Here is a 15,937-nt window from a genome sequence, read left to right as displayed (position 1 = left end):
GTGAGCGGCGCAAACCCCTATCAACCGTGCTTTCTGATCCCTTGCTATAACCATGGTAGCACCATCGCTGCCGTTGTAGATTCTCTCGCGTCATTTTCCATGCCCATTTTGGTCGTGGATGACGGCAGTGAAGAGGCGACAAAACAAACACTGGATGCGTTAGCAAACGAAGAGAAAATCACCTTAATTCGTCTGACCGAAAACCAAGGTAAAGGCGGAGCGGTGATGGCTGGCATTCAACAAGCCTACGCGGATGGCTTTAGTCACGCGATTCAAATCGACGCCGACGGTCAACATGATCTTGATGCTCTACCTAACCTGCTTCAAGCTTCACAAGATAAGCCAGATAACTTGATTTCAGGTCAACCGATTTACGACGACAGCGTACCAAAATCGCGTCTGTATGGCCGATACGCGACCCATATCTGGGTATGGATTGAAACCTTGTCTCTGTCGATTAAAGACAGCATGTGCGGCTTTCGTGCTTATCCTCTCGAAGCTACGGCCAAAGTCCTCAAGAAGAATGAGATTGGTAAACGCATGGACTTCGATATCGAGATCCTTGTTCGCATGTATTGGGATGGCACTGATATCGACTTTGTTCCGACTCGGGTGATTTACCCTGAAGGCGGTATTTCCCACTTTGACGCGTTGTGGGACAACGTCAAAATCAGTTGGATGCATACTCGCTTGTTCTTTGGCATGTTGCCACGCATTCCATCTTTGTTAGCTCGAAAACGTCAATCTAAAGACATCGAACAAAAGCACAATCAAAGCGATGCGCATTGGTCGAAACGCAAAGAGCAAGGCACCGTTTTAGGCATCAAGACGCTTCTGGCGATCTACCGTCTGTTTGGCCGCAAAGCGTTCGACTTCATCCTGAAGTTAGTGATGCGCTATTACCACCTTACTGGTAAGTCTTCACGTCAAGCATCTGAGCTTTATCTCAACCAATTACAGACTTACGCGAAACAGCAAAGTTTAGTGTTACCACAGCCACTCGATAGCTATCATCATCTTTTGTCATTTGGCCGCACCATGCTGGATAAGCTGGCCGCGTGGCAAGGTGACTTTGACGTGAGTAATCTCACCATTCACGGTCAGCACCACTTCGAAGCAATGGCAGAGAAACAACAAGGTGTGGTCATTCTGGGCTCACACCTAGGCAACATCGAACTGTGCCGCGCACTGGGTCGTCGCCATTCTCATGTCAAAATTAATGCTTTGGTGTTCACCGAACACGCTGAGCAGTTCAATGCGGTCATGAAAGCCGTAAACCCGAGCTCAGAACTCAACGTGATTCAAGTCAGCTCAATGGGGCCAGACACCGCCATTTTGCTACAACAAAAAATTGAGCAAGGTGAATGGGTTGTGATTGTGGGAGATCGCACTTCAACCAGCGTTGAAAGCCGCGTGGTTTGGGCAGACTTTTTAGGTAAATCCGCCCCCTTCCCTCAAGGCCCATTTATGTTGGCCTCGGTACTGAAAGCGCCGGTTTATTTGCTGTTTGGCCTACGAGACGACAATGCCATCACCCCGCACTTCAATGTGTACTTCGAACATTTTAGTGACCAAATCGTCCTACCACGCAAAACGCGCCAAGCAGCGTTAGATACTGTGGTACAGCAATACGCGCAACGATTGGAGCACCATACTCTGCAAGCACCGTTGCAGTGGTATAACTTTTTCAACTTCTGGACTTTAAGTAATCAGCAACATGACAACGAACACTAATCAAAACATTACCTTCGGCGCACAAGCTCTTTCTATCGAAGATGTGGTTGCGATTGCACAAGGCGCAAACGCAAGCATGAATGCGTCACCAGAATTTACGTCCAAGATCGATCGTGGCGTCGCTTTTCTAGAGAAATTGCTGAAAGAAGAAGGCGTCATTTACGGCGTGACCACAGGTTACGGTGACTCGTGTACCGTCGCGATTCCACCAGCATTGGTTGATGAGTTACCGCTGCACTTAACTCGCTTTCATGGTTGTGGCTTAGGTGAAATCCTTTCCCACGAACAAGCAAGAGCCGTTCTTGCAACGCGTCTGTGTTCATTATCGCAAGGTGTATCGGGTGTTTCTCACGATCTACTTAACCAGATCGTAAACCTAATCAACCATGATGTTGCTCCACGTATTCCGCAAGAAGGCTCAGTAGGCGCAAGTGGTGACCTAACGCCGCTTTCTTACCTTGCTGCAGCATTGATTGGTGAACGCGATGTGCTTTACAAAGGTGAAGTACGTCCAACCCAAGAAGTGTTTGCCGAATTAGGTATTAACCCAATTACGCTCAAACCAAAAGAAGGGTTGGCGCTGATGAATGGCACATCGGTCATGACTGCGCTGGCTTGTATCGCTTATAAACGCGCAGAATATCTTGCGCAGTTGTGTACCAAGATAACGGCAATGGTATCGGTGGGCATGCAAGGGAATGATTTCCACTTTGATGAAGCCTTGTTCGCCGTGAAGCCGCACCCAGGCCAACAACAAGTTGCCGCTTGGCTGCGTAACGACCTTAAAGCCGAGCGCCCACCACGCAATAGCGACCGTCTTCAAGACCGTTACTCTCTGCGTTGTGCTCCGCATGTGATTGGTATGGTGCAAGATTCTCTGCCTTGGTTACGTCAGTTGATCGAAAACGAACTCAACAGTGCTAACGACAACCCAATCATTGATGGTGACAACGAACGTGTACTGCATGGCGGTCACTTCTATGGCGGCCACATCGCAATGGCCATGGATACCTTAAAAGCGAACATTGCTAACCTTGCTGATTTGTTGGATCGTCAAATGGCACAGCTGATGGATTACAAGTTCAACAACGGCCTCCCGTTTAACCTGACCGGTGCAGAGGGTGAACGTAAACCAATCAACCACGGTTTCAAAGCAGTACAAATCGGCATCTCCGCATGGACAGCAGAGGCGCTGAAACACACCATGCCTGCAAGCGTGTTCTCTCGTTCAACAGAGTGCCACAACCAAGACAAAGTCAGCATGGGCACCATTGCTGCACGCGATTGTATGCGTGTACTGGAACTAACCGAACAAGTTGCAGCCGCGTCATTGCTGGCAAGTGTGCAAGCGGTAGAAATTCGTCGTCGCCATAACGAGCTTGATGAGCACCACATGAGCAGTAACTTGAAGATGATTCGCGATGCGGTACTGGAAGAGTTTGAGTTTGTTGTCGAAGATCGTCCTTTAGAGCATGATCTGCGTAACTTCATTGCTAAAATTCAGCAACGTCAATGGTCGTTGTACGCGGAGGCGTAATGCAAGAACAAGTTCTTTACCCTTTGGAAGCTGAGGTGACGATGATCACCTCATTTCAAGATGCAGATCCAATGGGAGTGATTTATCACGGAAACTTCTTTCGCTATTTTGAAGAAGCACGTCGTGTACTAATGGAAAAGATTGAATACAGCTACCGCGATATGAATGAGTCTGGCTACATGTGGCCAATCATTGATACGCGAGTGAAGTACGTAAAAGCGATTCCGTTCAATCATGAAATTCGTATTACCGCAAAGCTGACAGAGTGGGAGAACCGCTTGCGCGTCGACTACGTGATCTACGATGCCAACACTGACCAACGTATGTGTAAAGCGCACACGACCCAAGTCGCGGTATCGATTGAGAAACAAGAGATGTGCTTTGCTTCACCTGCCGTATTCATGGACAAAATCGAACAATGGCACAAGCATGGGAGCCTTGCTTAATGCGCAAATGGTTATGCTCTTTATTGATGCTGTTCTCTGTTTCTGCTTGGGCTCAAGTGACTGATTTAGAATCCCTTCAACAGCAGTTATCTCAGAACGAGATAGTACGTGGTGACTTTAAACAAAGCCGCCACCTTGAAATGTTCAATCAACCGCTAACATCAACCGGTAAATTTACGCTCAGTAAATCGCATGGCTTATTGTGGCAACAACAAGTGCCATTTGCTGTGAACTTAGTGCTTACTCAAAACAAGTTGCGTCAAACGTTTGGGGATCAAGTTTCAAAGATCATTACGGCCCAAGAAAACCCAATGGCGTTTTACTTCAGCCATGTGTTTCTTTCGGTATTCCATGGCGATACAGCAGCACTAAAAGCGCAATTTACGCTTAATTTCTCTGCTCAAGAAAACGGTAAATGGCAACTGGCTCTAACGCCTAAACAAGCGCCCCTCAATGCGGTATTTAAAGTGATTACCCTTTCTGGTGAACAACATATCGACCAATTAATGCTAGAAGAACTGCGTGGTGACAAAACAGAAATCGAGTTCACTCAACAGACTTCACTACCACTGGAAATGACGGATGCTGAAAAGGCTCAATTTGACTTCTAAATTCCGGCTAGGTTCGCACTCACTGGCTTTGGTTTGGTTGGGGGTTGTAGTGCTTGCAAGTTCGCTGTTGCTGACGCAATGGCTTGGTAGCGAGCACTCACCAATTGAAACTAACATTCTGAAGCTATTGCCAGAAAATCAGCAAAACCCAACTGCAGAGCAAGCCTTCGACGCGGTTTCTAGCAGCATGAGTGATAAGGTTATTTTTGTTTTGTCGGCGCCAGATAAAGCCAAACTTTTTCAGGCTGCGGCAGCATTTGAGCAAGGCTTACAACAAACTCAGCACTTTACTGAAGTTGTCGGCAAAATCTCACCAGACAAGCAAAAAGCATGGGCAAGTTACTACTTCAACCATCGCTTTCAGCAACTCACTCCTGAACAACGCGTACGATTAACAACAAATCCTCAAGCGCAAGTTCAGCATGTGATTCAATCTCTCTACAATCCCTTTTCTGGTGTGACAGGACAAGAGTTACAAACCGACCCGTTCTTACTCTTCCGTGATTATTTAGGTCAGGTAACTCAACAAACCTCAGCGTTTCATTTAGAAAATGGGTATTTGTTTACCGAGAAGAACGGCCAACCTTATTTGTTGATCACGGCGACATTAGGTGGCTCACCTTACGCATTATCAACCCAATTGGCGGTGCCTGAAATTGACCAATTGGAACACACCATTGCTAACAAATATGGCGTACAAACGGCACATACTGGTGTGCTGTTTTATGCCGACTTTGGAACTCAAAGCGCGAAGTCAGAAATCAGTACCATCGGCGTATTCTCTCTGCTAGGAATTGTGGTGCTGTTTCTTGTCGTCTTCCGTAGTGTAACGCCATTGGCTTTAGCACTATTGTCTATCTCGGTTGGACTTGCCGTCGCACTAGGTATCACGGCATGGATTTTTGGCAGAGTTCACCTGTTTAGCTTGGTTTTTGGCGCGAGTCTGATTGGCGTTTCCATTGACTACGCTTTCCATTATCTAACAGAACGATTAGCCGCTGGTAATCAATGGGACAGCCGCTTGGGGCTGAAACACATCTTTGCTGCAATCACACTTGGGCTTGTCACCAGTTTGATTGGCTATTTAGGTATGCTGGTCGCGCCTTTTCCTGGGCTGCAGCAGTTGGCTCTGTTCTCATCGATTGGTTTGATTGCCGCCTATGCGACCGTCGTGGCTTGGTATCCGATATTGGCGACACAGCCCTCTCAATCGGCCGCAATTTTACCGGGTAAACGCTTGCTCTCAGTTTGGTTAAACTTATGGCAGCGCCCTGCTTTCAAATTCGGTTTGCCTGTGTTGTGTTTAGCCATCAGCGGATACTATCTTGCTCAACTCAAATACGATGATGATATTCGCCAACTGCAAGCCATGCCAGCGACGTTAAAGCAACAAGAAGCCTTGATAACACAAGTGAGTGGCATGCAGGCATCACAACAAATGTTGGTCGTTAGTGCTGACTCAGATGAAGCCTTAATGCAGCGCTTGGAAAGCCTTGAGCTGATTTTAGTTAACTGGCAAAAAGAGCGCCTTATCAAAGGCCATCAGAGTTTGGCTCAATACTTAGGTTCGAATCAGCGCCAACAACAAGATTTCAGCTTAATCAGCCACTTGTACCAAACTCAGGGGCCAGCATTAGCAGCAGGATTACAACTGACTAAAGTGCCAGAGTTACAAGCTGAATTTGCACCGATCACCCTAGCACAGTACCTCAGTAACCCGGTATCAGAACCGATTCGCTTTCTGCATTTAGGTGAGATTGAAGGTAAATCAGCCGCCGTGATTACACTGAATGAAGTTAAGAATCTCGGTCTGGTGCAAGCGTTCGCTCAATCACAAGCTGACGTGACTTACCTAAACAAAGCAGAAGAAATTTCTACCCTGTTTGGTGAATACCGAATCAAAATCATGGAGCTATTACTGGCAGCGACAGCCTTAATTTTTGCGGTATTAGTCAAACGCTACGGCTTTAAACACGCTTGGCGAATCTTGTTACCGTCTGCCATTGCTTGTGCCGGGGGCCTGGCGGCAGCCGTGGCCGCGGGTTCAACGCTCAATCTGTTTAACTTACTTGGCCTGATTTTGATTCTTGGTATTGGTATCGACTACACCTTGTTCTTTGCCGAGAAGGCTCGCAGTCTCAGCACCTTGCTTGCAATTACGTTGTCAGCCATTACCACGGTCTTATCTTTTGGTCTGCTCTCGTTGAGCCAAACGCATGCCATCCATAGCTTTGGTATCACGGTATTAAGCGGTATTTTTATCGCTTGGCTGCTCTCTCCTATCGCCATCATGACGGAAGATAAATCACAATGAAGCTCAGAACGATGAAGATAACCACGATGCTCCGAGTTACTGTTGGCCTCACTCTAAGCATTCTGCTCAGTGCGTGTAGCTTAGTTCCTCAGCAGTCAACGCCAACGGTGGAAATAGCCAAAGGCACCCAAGTCTCTCTTCCAGCCCCGAGCGCACTAGGCTACCAGCTCACAGCAAGCCAATTGATCACCGCGACTTGGTCGATTGATGGCAAAGACAAGCAAGAACAATTACCCGTACAACTGCAAGTCAGCGACGCTGATGTGGTCTTGGCTGGTTTTTCCTCATGGGGAACTCGCGTCTTGTCACTGCAATACGATGGCACGCAAATCAATACTGAAATTTTAAACGGGCTACAAGGCACCTTACCGGAACCAGAGCAGGTACTATTCAATCTAATGATCACGCTGTGGCCGAGTTCCGCTTGGGAAGCGCCGCTAAATAAGGTAAGGTGGCGAATGATTGATGATGGATATTCCCGAACCGTATTTGATAGCGACGGTGAAAAGGTCATAGAGATACGCTATGCAAACGCTGACAAGTTAAAAGGTCAGATTGATTTTCACCACCTCAAACATGGGTTTTCAATCTCCATTCAAACACTGCAATATCAATTAAACTAGAACGACCTTAGTAAATCTATATGCCAACTCGCTCTCCTCAACCTTTGTATATTCAGGCCTGTGGTTTTCATTCCGCATTGGGCAAAGATGAAAACGTTATTCATCGTTGCCTAGCTGGAATTCAACCATCTAACATGGTCATTGATGCGGATATTCTGAACTCTGGCCGCCAAACAGTGATTGGCCGAGTGGCAGAGTCGTTACCAGAGATGCCGCCTGAGTTAGTCCCATTTGATACTCGCAACAATCGTCTGGCACTATCTGCTCTTCGTCAGATTGAAGGGCCTGTGCGCGACGCCATAGAACAGTATGGCGCAGAACGTGTTGCCGTTGTTATCGGTAGCAGCACGTCAGGCATCACCGATGGCGAGGTGGCATTTGCAGAAAAACTATCCGAAGGAGACTTCCCTGCAAGCTACCACTATCGCAAGCAAGAACTTGGCAATTGCAGTGACTTTGTCGCCGCTTACTTTGGTTTAACCGGACCGTGTTATGCAGTTTCCACAGCTTGCTCTTCGAGTGGCCGCGTATTTATTACTGCTCAACGCCTGATTCGAACCGGGCTTGTAGATGCGGTGATTGTCGGTGGTGTCGATACGATTTGTCGCCTAACACTTAACGGCTTCAACGGATTAGAAGCTCTTTCAGAACAGCACTGCGCACCTTTCAGTGCTGACCGTAATGGCATCAACATTGGCGAATCGGCTTCTGTTATGTTGCTAAGTACATCTCCAACCAAAGTGGCCTTACTTGGCACAGGTGACAGCTCTGACGCGCATCATATCTCCGCCCCTCACCCTGAAGGTGTTGGCGCAGAACAAGCGATGATGAAGGCACTCGAAAACGCGGGCTTATCACCAAGTGACATTGGTTACATCAACGCCCATGGCACAGCAACACCACTGAATGATTCGATGGAAAGCAAAGCCATCCATCGTTGCTTTGGCGATGCAGTCCCTGTCAGCTCAACCAAACCGTTAACAGGTCACACGTTGGGTGCAGCCAGCGCCACAGAAGCGGCCATTGCGTGGCATATTTTAAATTACGACCTCGACCTTCCGATTCAGTCTTGTGAAAATAAAGCCGAAGACATCGAGATTTCGTTGGTAGAAACAGCAACGAAACTGAATGGTAAGGCCATTTTAAGCAACTCTTTTGCTTTTGGTGGTAATAACGTTAGTCTCATTTTTGGTTACGCTCATGACTAAACTTCCCCCTATTGAACAACTGCTTCCGCACGATAAACCGATGATTCTGGTTGATCGTGCTTTAGACGTTCAGCAAGACACCATTCATTGCCAAGTTGATATCGGTGACCACAATCCATTCTTCAACCAAGAAAGCTTCTCGGTGCCTGCTTATGTCGGTATCGAGTTCATGGCTCAATCTGTCGCCGCTTGGTCCGGCTATCACGCGCTTAGTCAAGGTGAAGAACCGCCCATCGGTTTTTTGCTTGGCAGCCGACGCTACGTGGCAAATTGCGATGCGTTTATGCAGGGGCAAATACTCGACGTATACGCAGAAAAAATGATGGAAGACAATGGTATGGCAGTATTTTCGGCTCGAATTGAGTGGCAAGAAAATACCATTGCGACCTGCCAACTGAACGTTTACGTCCCATCAGAAGAAAAATTAAAAGAAATGAAAATCAGGAGTCAACAATGACCCGACAAGTCCTCGTAACAGGTGCTAGTAAAGGCATCGGTAAAGCCATCGCCGTTCAACTTGCGAAAGACGGTTTTGACATCGTCGTGCATTACATGGGCGATCAACAAGGCGCACAAGATACTTTAGGTACTATCCAACAAAATGGTGGCAACGGCCGCCTAATTCAGTTTGATATCAGTAACCGTAAAGAATGCCGCAACAAGCTAGAAGCGGACATTGCCGAGCATGGCGCATACTACGGCGTAGTTAACAATGCTGGGATTACTCGCGACACCGCCTTCCCTGCAATGACAGAAGAAGAGTGGGACGGTGTGATTCATACTAACTTAGATAGCTTCTACAATGTGCTGCACCCTTGTGTGATGCCAATGGTACAAAAACGCAAAGGCGGCCGCATTGTAACGCTAGCTTCGGTATCTGGCTTGATGGGCAACCGCGGCCAAACCAACTACAGCGCAGCAAAAGCAGGCGTGATTGGTGCAACTAAGTCATTGGCTCTTGAGCTAGCAAAACGCAAGATCACCGTAAACTGCGTGGCGCCCGGTCTTATCGATACTGGCATGGTTGACGAGCACGTAAAAGAGCACGCGATGCCACAAATCCCTCTGCGCCGCATGGGTGAACCAGAGGAGGTCGCTGGCCTTGTGAGTTACTTAATGTCAGACATCGCGGGCTACGTGACTCGCCAAGTCATTTCAGTAAACGGAGGCTTAGTATGAGTCGTCGAGTCGTTGTAACAGGTATGTCCGGCGTTACTGCTTTTGGTAACGATTGGTCTGCAGTAGAACCTAAACTACGCGATTGTCAAAACGCCACTCAATACATGCCCTCTTACGAGCAATATGATGGTTTGAATACCAAACTGGCAGCCCCAGTCATAGATTTTGAACTGCCTAAGCACTACAAGCGCAAACAAGTTCGCGGCATGGGTCGTGTTTCTAAACTAGCTACCGTAGCCACCGAAAACGCATTAAACCAAGCTGGCTTAATTGGCAACGAAGTGCTGACAAACGGTCAAACTGGCATTGCTTACGGCTCTTCAACAGGCAGTACCGATGCGATTGGTGCCTTTGGCGTCATGCTTAACGAGAAAACCACCAAAGCCATCACTGCAACCACCTACGTACAAATGATGCCGCACACGACTGCAGTTAACGTTGGCCTGTTCTTCGGCTTACGTGGTCGAGTGATTCCGACCAGCAGCGCCTGCACTTCTGGCAGTCAAGCGATTGGTTACGCCTACGAAGCTATCAAACACGGCTACCAAACCGTTATGGTTGCAGGTGGCGCTGAAGAGCTTTGTCCGACAGAATCGGCTGTCTTCGATACCCTTTTTGCGACCAGTCTAAAAAATGAAGAGCCGAAAAGCACACCGAGGCCTTATGACACTGACCGCGACGGCCTAGTGATCGGTGAAGGTGCGGGTACGTTGGTTTTAGAAGAATACGAACACGCCGTTGCACGTGGTGCGACAATCTATGCAGAGATTATCGGCTTTGCAAGTAACTGCGATGCGGCACACGTGACGCAACCTCAAATGGAAACCATGCAGATCTGTATGGAAATGGCGTTACAGAATGCAGGTATTCCTGCGGATAAAATCGATTATGTTTCCGCTCACGGAACGGCAACCGACCGAGGAGATATCGCAGAAAGTAACGCGACTGCCAATGCACTCGGTAAGGTGCCAATCAGTTCTTTAAAGAGCTACTTTGGCCATACTCTGGGCGCTTGCGGCGCTATCGAAGCCTGGTTAAGTCTTGAGATGATGCATACAGGTTGGTTTAGCCCGACCCTCAACTTAGATAATCTCGATCCACAATGTGGTGATCTCGATTACTTATCCGGTCAAGGCCGTGAACTGGAAGTGGAATACTTAATGAGTAACAACTTCGCGTTCGGTGGCATCAACACTTCGATCATTTTTAAGAAGATTTAACCCGTTAAAAAGCGCTAGTAGAGACTAGCGCTTTTTTATTAGTATGCGACTGAGCGGTGCTTACAGCGATAAACGTCCGCAGATACCGACGTCGGATTCTGGCCGTCAGTTTCGATAACTTTGACTACGTGGTAGCGATTTCCACCAGCCATGTAAACTTGGTTTGATAACTCATCAAATAGAGTACCTTGCTGTTGCTCTGCCACAACTTTATTACCAATCACCTTACATTCATTATTTTCGATCTCAGCAAACGAGATTGGTTGCACTTCATTAGCACCAGGTAACAACATAATCTTTGTCGCTTTTGCCACGCTCACACTCGGCGCTGATGGGCAATTGAATAGTTCGGCAACCACACTAGAAGGACGACCACGACTGGTATCAAGAACCTTAGTAATATGGTAGCGGTTTCCACCAGAAGCATAGGTCTGGTTCTTCAGCATTCGGTCGACATTGTTAGGGTGTGCATCTTCAATGATGTAAGAGTCCACCATTTGACAGTCAAGGTTTTGAACCGCAACTTTTGTAATCGGGGAAATATTGGTAGCTTGAGGAAGAACGCGCACTTTGCGAGTAACGCAGCCACTTAAAAGAGAAAGCACAACGGCTGTAAGAATGATTTTTTTCATGATTCAAGAGCTAAAGAGAGAAAAGAACAAATATCTCTGAAATGAGTCATTTAGACATCACCAGAACGACAAAGCCCCGATAACTCGAGGAGTTATCGGGGCTTTTGAATAAATGGCACGCCCTATAGGATTCGAACCTATGACCACATCCTTAGAAGGGACGTGCTCTATCCAGCTGAGCTAAGGGCGCGCTACAGGGACAGGATTATACGAGTTCAAGCGCTTAAATCAACGTGTTTTCATAACATTCTGATCTGAATGCCTAAAAAAAGGGCATTGAAACGATAAATGTTCAAAAACACCACAAAGCAAACGTTTGCGTGTGGATGTTAAATAGATTTTCTGCGACAATGCGCCGCAAATAATTTCCCTTCTCAATTTAAAAGGAAAGTCATGACTGCTCAAAATATAGATGGAACTCTCATTTCCCAAACTGTTCGATCCGAAGTTGCAGCACGAGTGAAAGCTCGCGTTGGAGCGGGCCTACGTGCACCAGGTCTTGCAGTTGTTCTAGTTGGTGAAGATCCCGCTTCTCAAGTTTACGTTGGCAGCAAACGCCGTGCGTGCGAAGAAGTTGGCTTTGTCTCTAAGTCTTTTGACCTTCCTGCGACTACGTCGGAAGAAGAGTTGCTATCTCTCATTGACGAGTTGAACAATGATGCAGAAATCGACGGTATTCTTGTTCAGTTGCCACTTCCTGCTGGCATCGATGCAACGCATGTTCTTGAACGTATTCACCCAGAGAAAGACGTGGATGGCTTCCACCCTTATAACGTGGGTCGTCTAGCGCAGCGTATTCCTAAGCTTCGCTCTTGCACGCCAAAAGGCATCATTACTCTTCTTGATCGTTACAACATCGAACTACGTGGCAAGCACGCGGTTGTGGTTGGCGCATCAAACATCGTTGGTCGTCCTATGACACTTGAGCTGCTACTTGCAGGCTGTACAACGACAACTTGTCACCGCTTTACGAAAGATCTAGAAGGCCACGTTCGCCAAGCTGATCTTGTTGTGGTTGCGGTTGGTAAGCCAAACTTCATTCCTGGCGAGTGGGTTAAGAAAGGGGCTGTTGTGGTCGATGTAGGCATCAACCGTCTTGAATCTGGCAAGCTAGTCGGCGACGTGGAATACGATAAAGCACGTGAGAACGCGAGCTTTATTACTCCAGTACCAGGCGGTGTCGGCCCAATGACAGTAGCAAGCCTAATTGAGAACACGATGCTGGCTTGCGAGCAGTTCCATACGAAGAAATAAAAAATTACCGATACTGAAAGGGCTCCGAAAGGAGCCCTTTTTGTTTGGAGCAGCAACCCCCTCTAACTCCCCCTTAAAAATGGGGAGAACTGGACTGAGCTCGCTACTCGTTTGTTAACTTATTCAAATGCAGCTACCGGATTTAGTTTGGAGTAACAACCCCCTCTAACTCCCCCTTGAAAATGGGGAGGACTGAACTGAGCTCGCTACTCGTTTGTTAACTTATTCAAATGCAGCTACCGGATTTAGTTTGGAGTAACAACCCCCTCTAACTCCCCCTTGAAAATGGGGAGGACCTGACTGAGATCGCTATTCGTTCGCTAACTTATTCAAATGCAGCTACCAGATTTAGTTCGGAGTAATAATCCCCTCTAGCTCCCCCCTGAAAATTGGGAGGACCTGACTGAGATCGCTACTCGTTTGTTAACTTATTCAAATGCAGCAACCGGATTTAGTTCGGAGTAATAATCCCCTCTAGCTCCCCCCTGAAAATTGGGAGGACCTGACTGAGATCGCTATTCGTTCGCTAACTTATTCAAATGCAGCAATCGGATTTAGTTCAGAGTAACAATCCCCCCTAACTCCCCCTTAAAAATGGGGAGGACTGAACTGAGCTCGCTACTCGTTTGTTAACTTATTCAAATGCAGCTACCGGATTTAGTTTGGAGTAACAACCCCCTCTAACTCCCCCTTGAAAATGGGGAGGACCTGACTGAGATCGCTATTCGTTCGCTAACTTATTCAAATGCAGCTACCAGATTTAGTTCGGAGTAATAATCCCCTCTAGCTCCCCCCTGAAAATTGGGAGGACCTGACTGAGATCGCTATTCGTTCGCTAACTTATTCAAATGCAGCGACCGGATTTAGTTTGGAGTAACAACCCCCTCTAACTCCCCCTTGAAAATGGGGAGGACCTGACTGAGATAGCTATTCGTTCGCTAACTTATTCAAATGCAGCAACCGGATTTAGTTTGGAGTAATAATCCCCTCTAGCTCGCTCTAACAGATGCAATCAAAGCAAACATTATACGAATTCTCGATTATCGCTTCACACTAAGCGCACTCCGCTCTAGTCCCCTCCCCTTTTTAAGGGGAGGTTTAGGGAGGGGTTGAGAACGCAAAGGAAGCACAAGTGCAACAACGAACGTTTAACTTGAAGTATCAAAAGAAAATCAGAAGCCAGCTACGCTCGAATATGCCAAAACCTGAAGAAGTACTTTGGCAAAAAATTAGACGAAAACAACTCGGTGTAAAGTTTCGTAGGCAACACGGCATTGGTCGCTACATCGTTGACTTCTATTGTGCAGAACTGAGTCTCGTAATAGAAATTGATGGCGATAGTCATTTCTCTACCGAGGGAAAAGAGAAAGATACAAAGAGGGATGCATTCATAGAAGCGTTGGGGATTAAGGTTCTGCGATTTACCAACGAAGAAGTAATGAAGCAAACCGAGTCTGTTTTGGAAAGGATTATTCAATTTAGTTCGGAGTAATAACCCCCTCTAGCTCCCCCTTGAAAATGGGGAGGACTGGACTGAGCTCGCTACTCGTTTGTTAACTTATTCAAATGCAGCAACCGGATTTAGTTTGGAGTAACAACCCCCTCTAACTCCCCCTTGAAAATGGGGAGGACCTGACTGAGATCGCTATTCGTTCACTAACTTATTCAAATGCAGCGACCGGATTTAGTTCGGAGCAGCAACCCCCTCTAACTCCCCCTTGAAAATGGGGAGGACCGGAAAGAGATCGATTCAACTAATGCAATCGCTACAGACATTATATTAACTGTCGATTATCGCTTCACACTAAGCGCACTCCGCTCTAGTCCCCTCCCCTTTTTAAGGGGAGGGTTAGGGAGGGGTTCTGTTACAAACTCAAAATCACGCCAGCGATTGATGCACTCATCAGGTTTGCCATTACGCCTGCTGCGATTGCGCGGAAGCCGTATTTCGAGATGAATGAACGCTTCTCTGGTACGAGTGAGCCTAGACCACCAATCAGCATCGCCATAGTTGAGATGTTTGCGAAACCACACAGTGCGAAGGTTACGATAGCTTGTGAGTGTGCGCTTAGCTGAGACTTCACTTCCATCAGTTGGATGAAGGCTACGAACTCGTTTACCACAATCTTGTTACCGATCAGAGAGCCTGCCACGATAGCTTCATTCCAAGGAATACCTAGCAACCATGCGATTGGTGCGAACAGGTAACCAAGTACTAGCTCGAAGCTCAATTCCATACCGAACAGACCGCCGAACCAGCCCAGAATGCCATTTAGCATCGCGATAACACTCACAAACGCCAATAGCGTTGCACCTACCGCTACTGCGATACGTAGACCAGACATTGCGCCGTCTGCCATTGCTTCAACCACGTTGGTTGCTCGTGGAATTTCTACTTGGTCTAGGTCGATATCTGGAGTTGTGGTGTCTGTCTCTGGCATCATGATTTTTGCCATCAGAAGACCCGCTGGCGCAGACATAAATGCCGCTGCGATTAGGAAGTTCAGATCCACACCCAGTGATGCGTAACCTACTAGCGTGCCACCAGCAACCGATGCCAAACCACCAGTCATTACTGCGAAGAACTGAGAGTCCGTCATGTGCTTAAGATATGGCTTAACGACTAGTGGAGCTTCAATCATGCCCACAAAGATGTTCGCTGTAGCAGACAGTGATTCTGCTCGGCCAGTACCTAACAAGCGCTGTAGGCCACCACCGATTAGGTTGATCACTTTTGGCATTAGGCCGATGTGGTACAAACCAGAAATCAGTGCCGAGAAGAAGATGATGATACCAAGTACGTTAATCGCGAAGGTAAAGCCACCTGTTGCTAGGTTGCCAAATAGGAACGCGATGCCCTCTTGACCGTAGTTGATCAGATTAGAAACCGCGCCAGTTACTGCGTTAAGCGCTTCTTTACCCGCTGGTACATACAATACCAAAAGCGCGAAGATAACTTGCAGAGCAAAAGCCAAAGACACCGTTCGTAGACGAATGTTCTTGCGGTTAGTCGAAAGCAGCCATGCTACGAATAGGATGGCTACGATACCAAGAATTGAGTTCATAAAATGAATCCGACAAAGGGGGAACAGGAAAGGCGTCGGATTGTATAGAGCATAATAAATGCTGCAAGTTGGAGATGTTAACAGGCTGAATAAGTCAGCTGATTGCAATTTAAC

General features: G+C 47.3%; 14 protein-coding genes and 1 tRNA gene. 12 read left to right on the top strand and 3 right to left on the bottom strand.

Going from position 1 to position 15,937, the window contains the following annotated elements; all coding sequences use genetic code 11:
* From L1076_RS10505 to L1076_RS10460, 10 genes are read left to right on the top strand one after another with little or no spacing between them, the layout of a single operon-like run.
* Positions 1-1,734: a glycosyltransferase gene (locus L1076_RS10505; RefSeq protein ID WP_237303578.1), complete on the top strand. Its 1,734-nt coding sequence runs from the start codon at positions 1-3 to the stop codon at positions 1,732-1,734.
* Complete coding sequence (locus tag L1076_RS10500) at positions 1,718-3,271, top strand: aromatic amino acid ammonia-lyase (protein WP_039975609.1); 1,554 nt, start codon at positions 1,718-1,720, stop codon at positions 3,269-3,271. The genes L1076_RS10505 and L1076_RS10500 overlap by 17 nt, the downstream gene beginning before the upstream one ends.
* Positions 3,271-3,717: an acyl-CoA thioesterase gene (locus tag L1076_RS10495; protein WP_038879318.1), complete on the top strand. Its 447-nt coding sequence runs from the start codon at positions 3,271-3,273 to the stop codon at positions 3,715-3,717. Before L1076_RS10500 ends, L1076_RS10495 begins: the two co-directional genes overlap by 1 nt.
* Positions 3,717-4,328: an outer membrane lipoprotein carrier protein LolA gene (locus L1076_RS10490; protein ID WP_038865630.1), complete on the top strand. Its 612-nt coding sequence runs from the start codon at positions 3,717-3,719 to the stop codon at positions 4,326-4,328. Before L1076_RS10495 ends, L1076_RS10490 begins: the two co-directional genes overlap by 1 nt.
* Positions 4,300-6,642: an MMPL family transporter gene (locus L1076_RS10485; protein WP_237303577.1), complete on the top strand. Its 2,343-nt coding sequence runs from the start codon at positions 4,300-4,302 to the stop codon at positions 6,640-6,642. Before L1076_RS10490 ends, L1076_RS10485 begins: the two co-directional genes overlap by 29 nt.
* A gap of 11 nt (positions 6,643-6,653) precedes the next feature.
* Positions 6,654-7,265 (top strand): DUF3261 domain-containing protein, encoded by a 612-nt coding sequence (locus tag L1076_RS10480; protein ID WP_042602236.1) that lies wholly within the window; start codon positions 6,654-6,656, stop codon positions 7,263-7,265.
* A gap of 20 nt (positions 7,266-7,285) precedes the next feature.
* Positions 7,286-8,473, top strand: a complete 1,188-nt coding sequence (locus L1076_RS10475; RefSeq protein ID WP_054756892.1) for a beta-ketoacyl-[acyl-carrier-protein] synthase family protein — start codon at positions 7,286-7,288, stop codon at positions 8,471-8,473.
* Entirely contained in the window at positions 8,466-8,930 is a 465-nt protein-coding gene (locus L1076_RS10470) for a hotdog family protein (RefSeq protein WP_237303576.1), read from the top strand. The genes L1076_RS10475 and L1076_RS10470 overlap by 8 nt, the downstream gene beginning before the upstream one ends.
* Positions 8,927-9,652 carry a 3-ketoacyl-ACP reductase FabG2 gene (locus L1076_RS10465; protein WP_237303575.1) on the top strand — a complete coding sequence of 242 codons (726 nt, stop codon included), beginning with the start codon at positions 8,927-8,929 and terminating at the stop codon, positions 9,650-9,652. Before L1076_RS10470 ends, L1076_RS10465 begins: the two co-directional genes overlap by 4 nt.
* Entirely contained in the window at positions 9,649-10,872 is a 1,224-nt protein-coding gene (locus L1076_RS10460) for a beta-ketoacyl-ACP synthase (protein WP_038865640.1), read from the top strand. The genes L1076_RS10465 and L1076_RS10460 overlap by 4 nt, the downstream gene beginning before the upstream one ends.
* Positions 10,873-10,910: 38 nt before the next feature.
* Here L1076_RS10460 and L1076_RS10455 read toward each other — a convergent pair whose 3' ends face one another.
* Complete coding sequence (locus L1076_RS10455) at positions 10,911-11,504, bottom strand: hypothetical protein (protein WP_038865642.1); 594 nt, start codon at positions 11,502-11,504, stop codon at positions 10,911-10,913.
* Between the two features lie 113 nt (positions 11,505-11,617).
* Positions 11,618-11,694: transfer RNA gene (locus tag L1076_RS10450), tRNA-Arg, on the bottom strand.
* Positions 11,695-11,897: 203 nt separating this feature from the next.
* Between L1076_RS10450 and folD the strand changes: the two genes are divergently transcribed.
* Both folD and L1076_RS10440 read left to right on the top strand, forming a co-directional pair.
* Complete coding sequence (folD, locus tag L1076_RS10445; protein WP_042602204.1) at positions 11,898-12,758, top strand: bifunctional methylenetetrahydrofolate dehydrogenase/methenyltetrahydrofolate cyclohydrolase FolD; 861 nt, start codon at positions 11,898-11,900, stop codon at positions 12,756-12,758.
* 1,195 nt (positions 12,759-13,953) lie between these two features.
* The gene (locus L1076_RS10440; RefSeq protein ID WP_042606119.1) at positions 13,954-14,250 is read left to right on the top strand and encodes an endonuclease domain-containing protein; all 297 of its coding nucleotides are present in this window, start codon (positions 13,954-13,956) and stop codon (positions 14,248-14,250) included.
* 373 nt (positions 14,251-14,623) lie between these two features.
* On the opposite strand, the gene L1076_RS10435 is transcribed toward L1076_RS10440, so the two are convergent.
* Positions 14,624-15,823: a NupC/NupG family nucleoside CNT transporter gene (locus L1076_RS10435; RefSeq protein WP_042606107.1), complete on the bottom strand. Its 1,200-nt coding sequence runs from the start codon at positions 15,821-15,823 to the stop codon at positions 14,624-14,626.
* Between the last annotated feature and the right edge of the window lie 114 nt (positions 15,824-15,937).

The sequence above is a fragment of the Vibrio sp. MMG023 genome (genome assembly GCF_021654215.1).
Lineage (GTDB): Bacteria > Pseudomonadota > Gammaproteobacteria > Enterobacterales > Vibrionaceae > Vibrio > Vibrio jasicida.
The sequence above is the reverse complement of the archived record's forward strand: the minus strand, read 5'-3'. Positions and strand labels throughout refer to the sequence as shown.

Bases quoted from the DNA above. Each gene is read 5' to 3' on its own strand.
- L1076_RS10500 (WP_039975609.1), top strand. From the start codon at position 1,718: ATGACAACGAACACTAATCAAAACATTACCTTCGGCGCACAAGCTCTT.
- L1076_RS10495 (WP_038879318.1), top strand. From the start codon at position 3,271: ATGCAAGAACAAGTTCTTTACCCTTTGGAAGCTGAGGTGACGATGATC.
- L1076_RS10490 (WP_038865630.1), top strand. From the start codon at position 3,717: ATGCGCAAATGGTTATGCTCTTTATTGATGCTGTTCTCTGTTTCTGCT.
- L1076_RS10485 (WP_237303577.1), top strand. From the start codon at position 4,300: ATGCTGAAAAGGCTCAATTTGACTTCTAAATTCCGGCTAGGTTCGCAC.
- L1076_RS10480 (WP_042602236.1), top strand. From the start codon at position 6,654: ATGAAGATAACCACGATGCTCCGAGTTACTGTTGGCCTCACTCTAAGC.
- L1076_RS10475 (WP_054756892.1), top strand. From the start codon at position 7,286: ATGCCAACTCGCTCTCCTCAACCTTTGTATATTCAGGCCTGTGGTTTT.
- L1076_RS10470 (WP_237303576.1), top strand. From the start codon at position 8,466: ATGACTAAACTTCCCCCTATTGAACAACTGCTTCCGCACGATAAACCG.
- L1076_RS10465 (WP_237303575.1), top strand. From the start codon at position 8,927: ATGACCCGACAAGTCCTCGTAACAGGTGCTAGTAAAGGCATCGGTAAA.
- L1076_RS10460 (WP_038865640.1), top strand. From the start codon at position 9,649: ATGAGTCGTCGAGTCGTTGTAACAGGTATGTCCGGCGTTACTGCTTTT.
- L1076_RS10455 (WP_038865642.1), bottom strand. From the start codon at position 11,504: ATGAAAAAAATCATTCTTACAGCCGTTGTGCTTTCTCTTTTAAGTGGC.
- folD (WP_042602204.1), top strand. From the start codon at position 11,898: ATGACTGCTCAAAATATAGATGGAACTCTCATTTCCCAAACTGTTCGA.
- L1076_RS10440 (WP_042606119.1), top strand. From the start codon at position 13,954: ATGCCAAAACCTGAAGAAGTACTTTGGCAAAAAATTAGACGAAAACAA.
- L1076_RS10435 (WP_042606107.1), bottom strand. From the start codon at position 15,823: ATGAACTCAATTCTTGGTATCGTAGCCATCCTATTCGTAGCATGGCTG.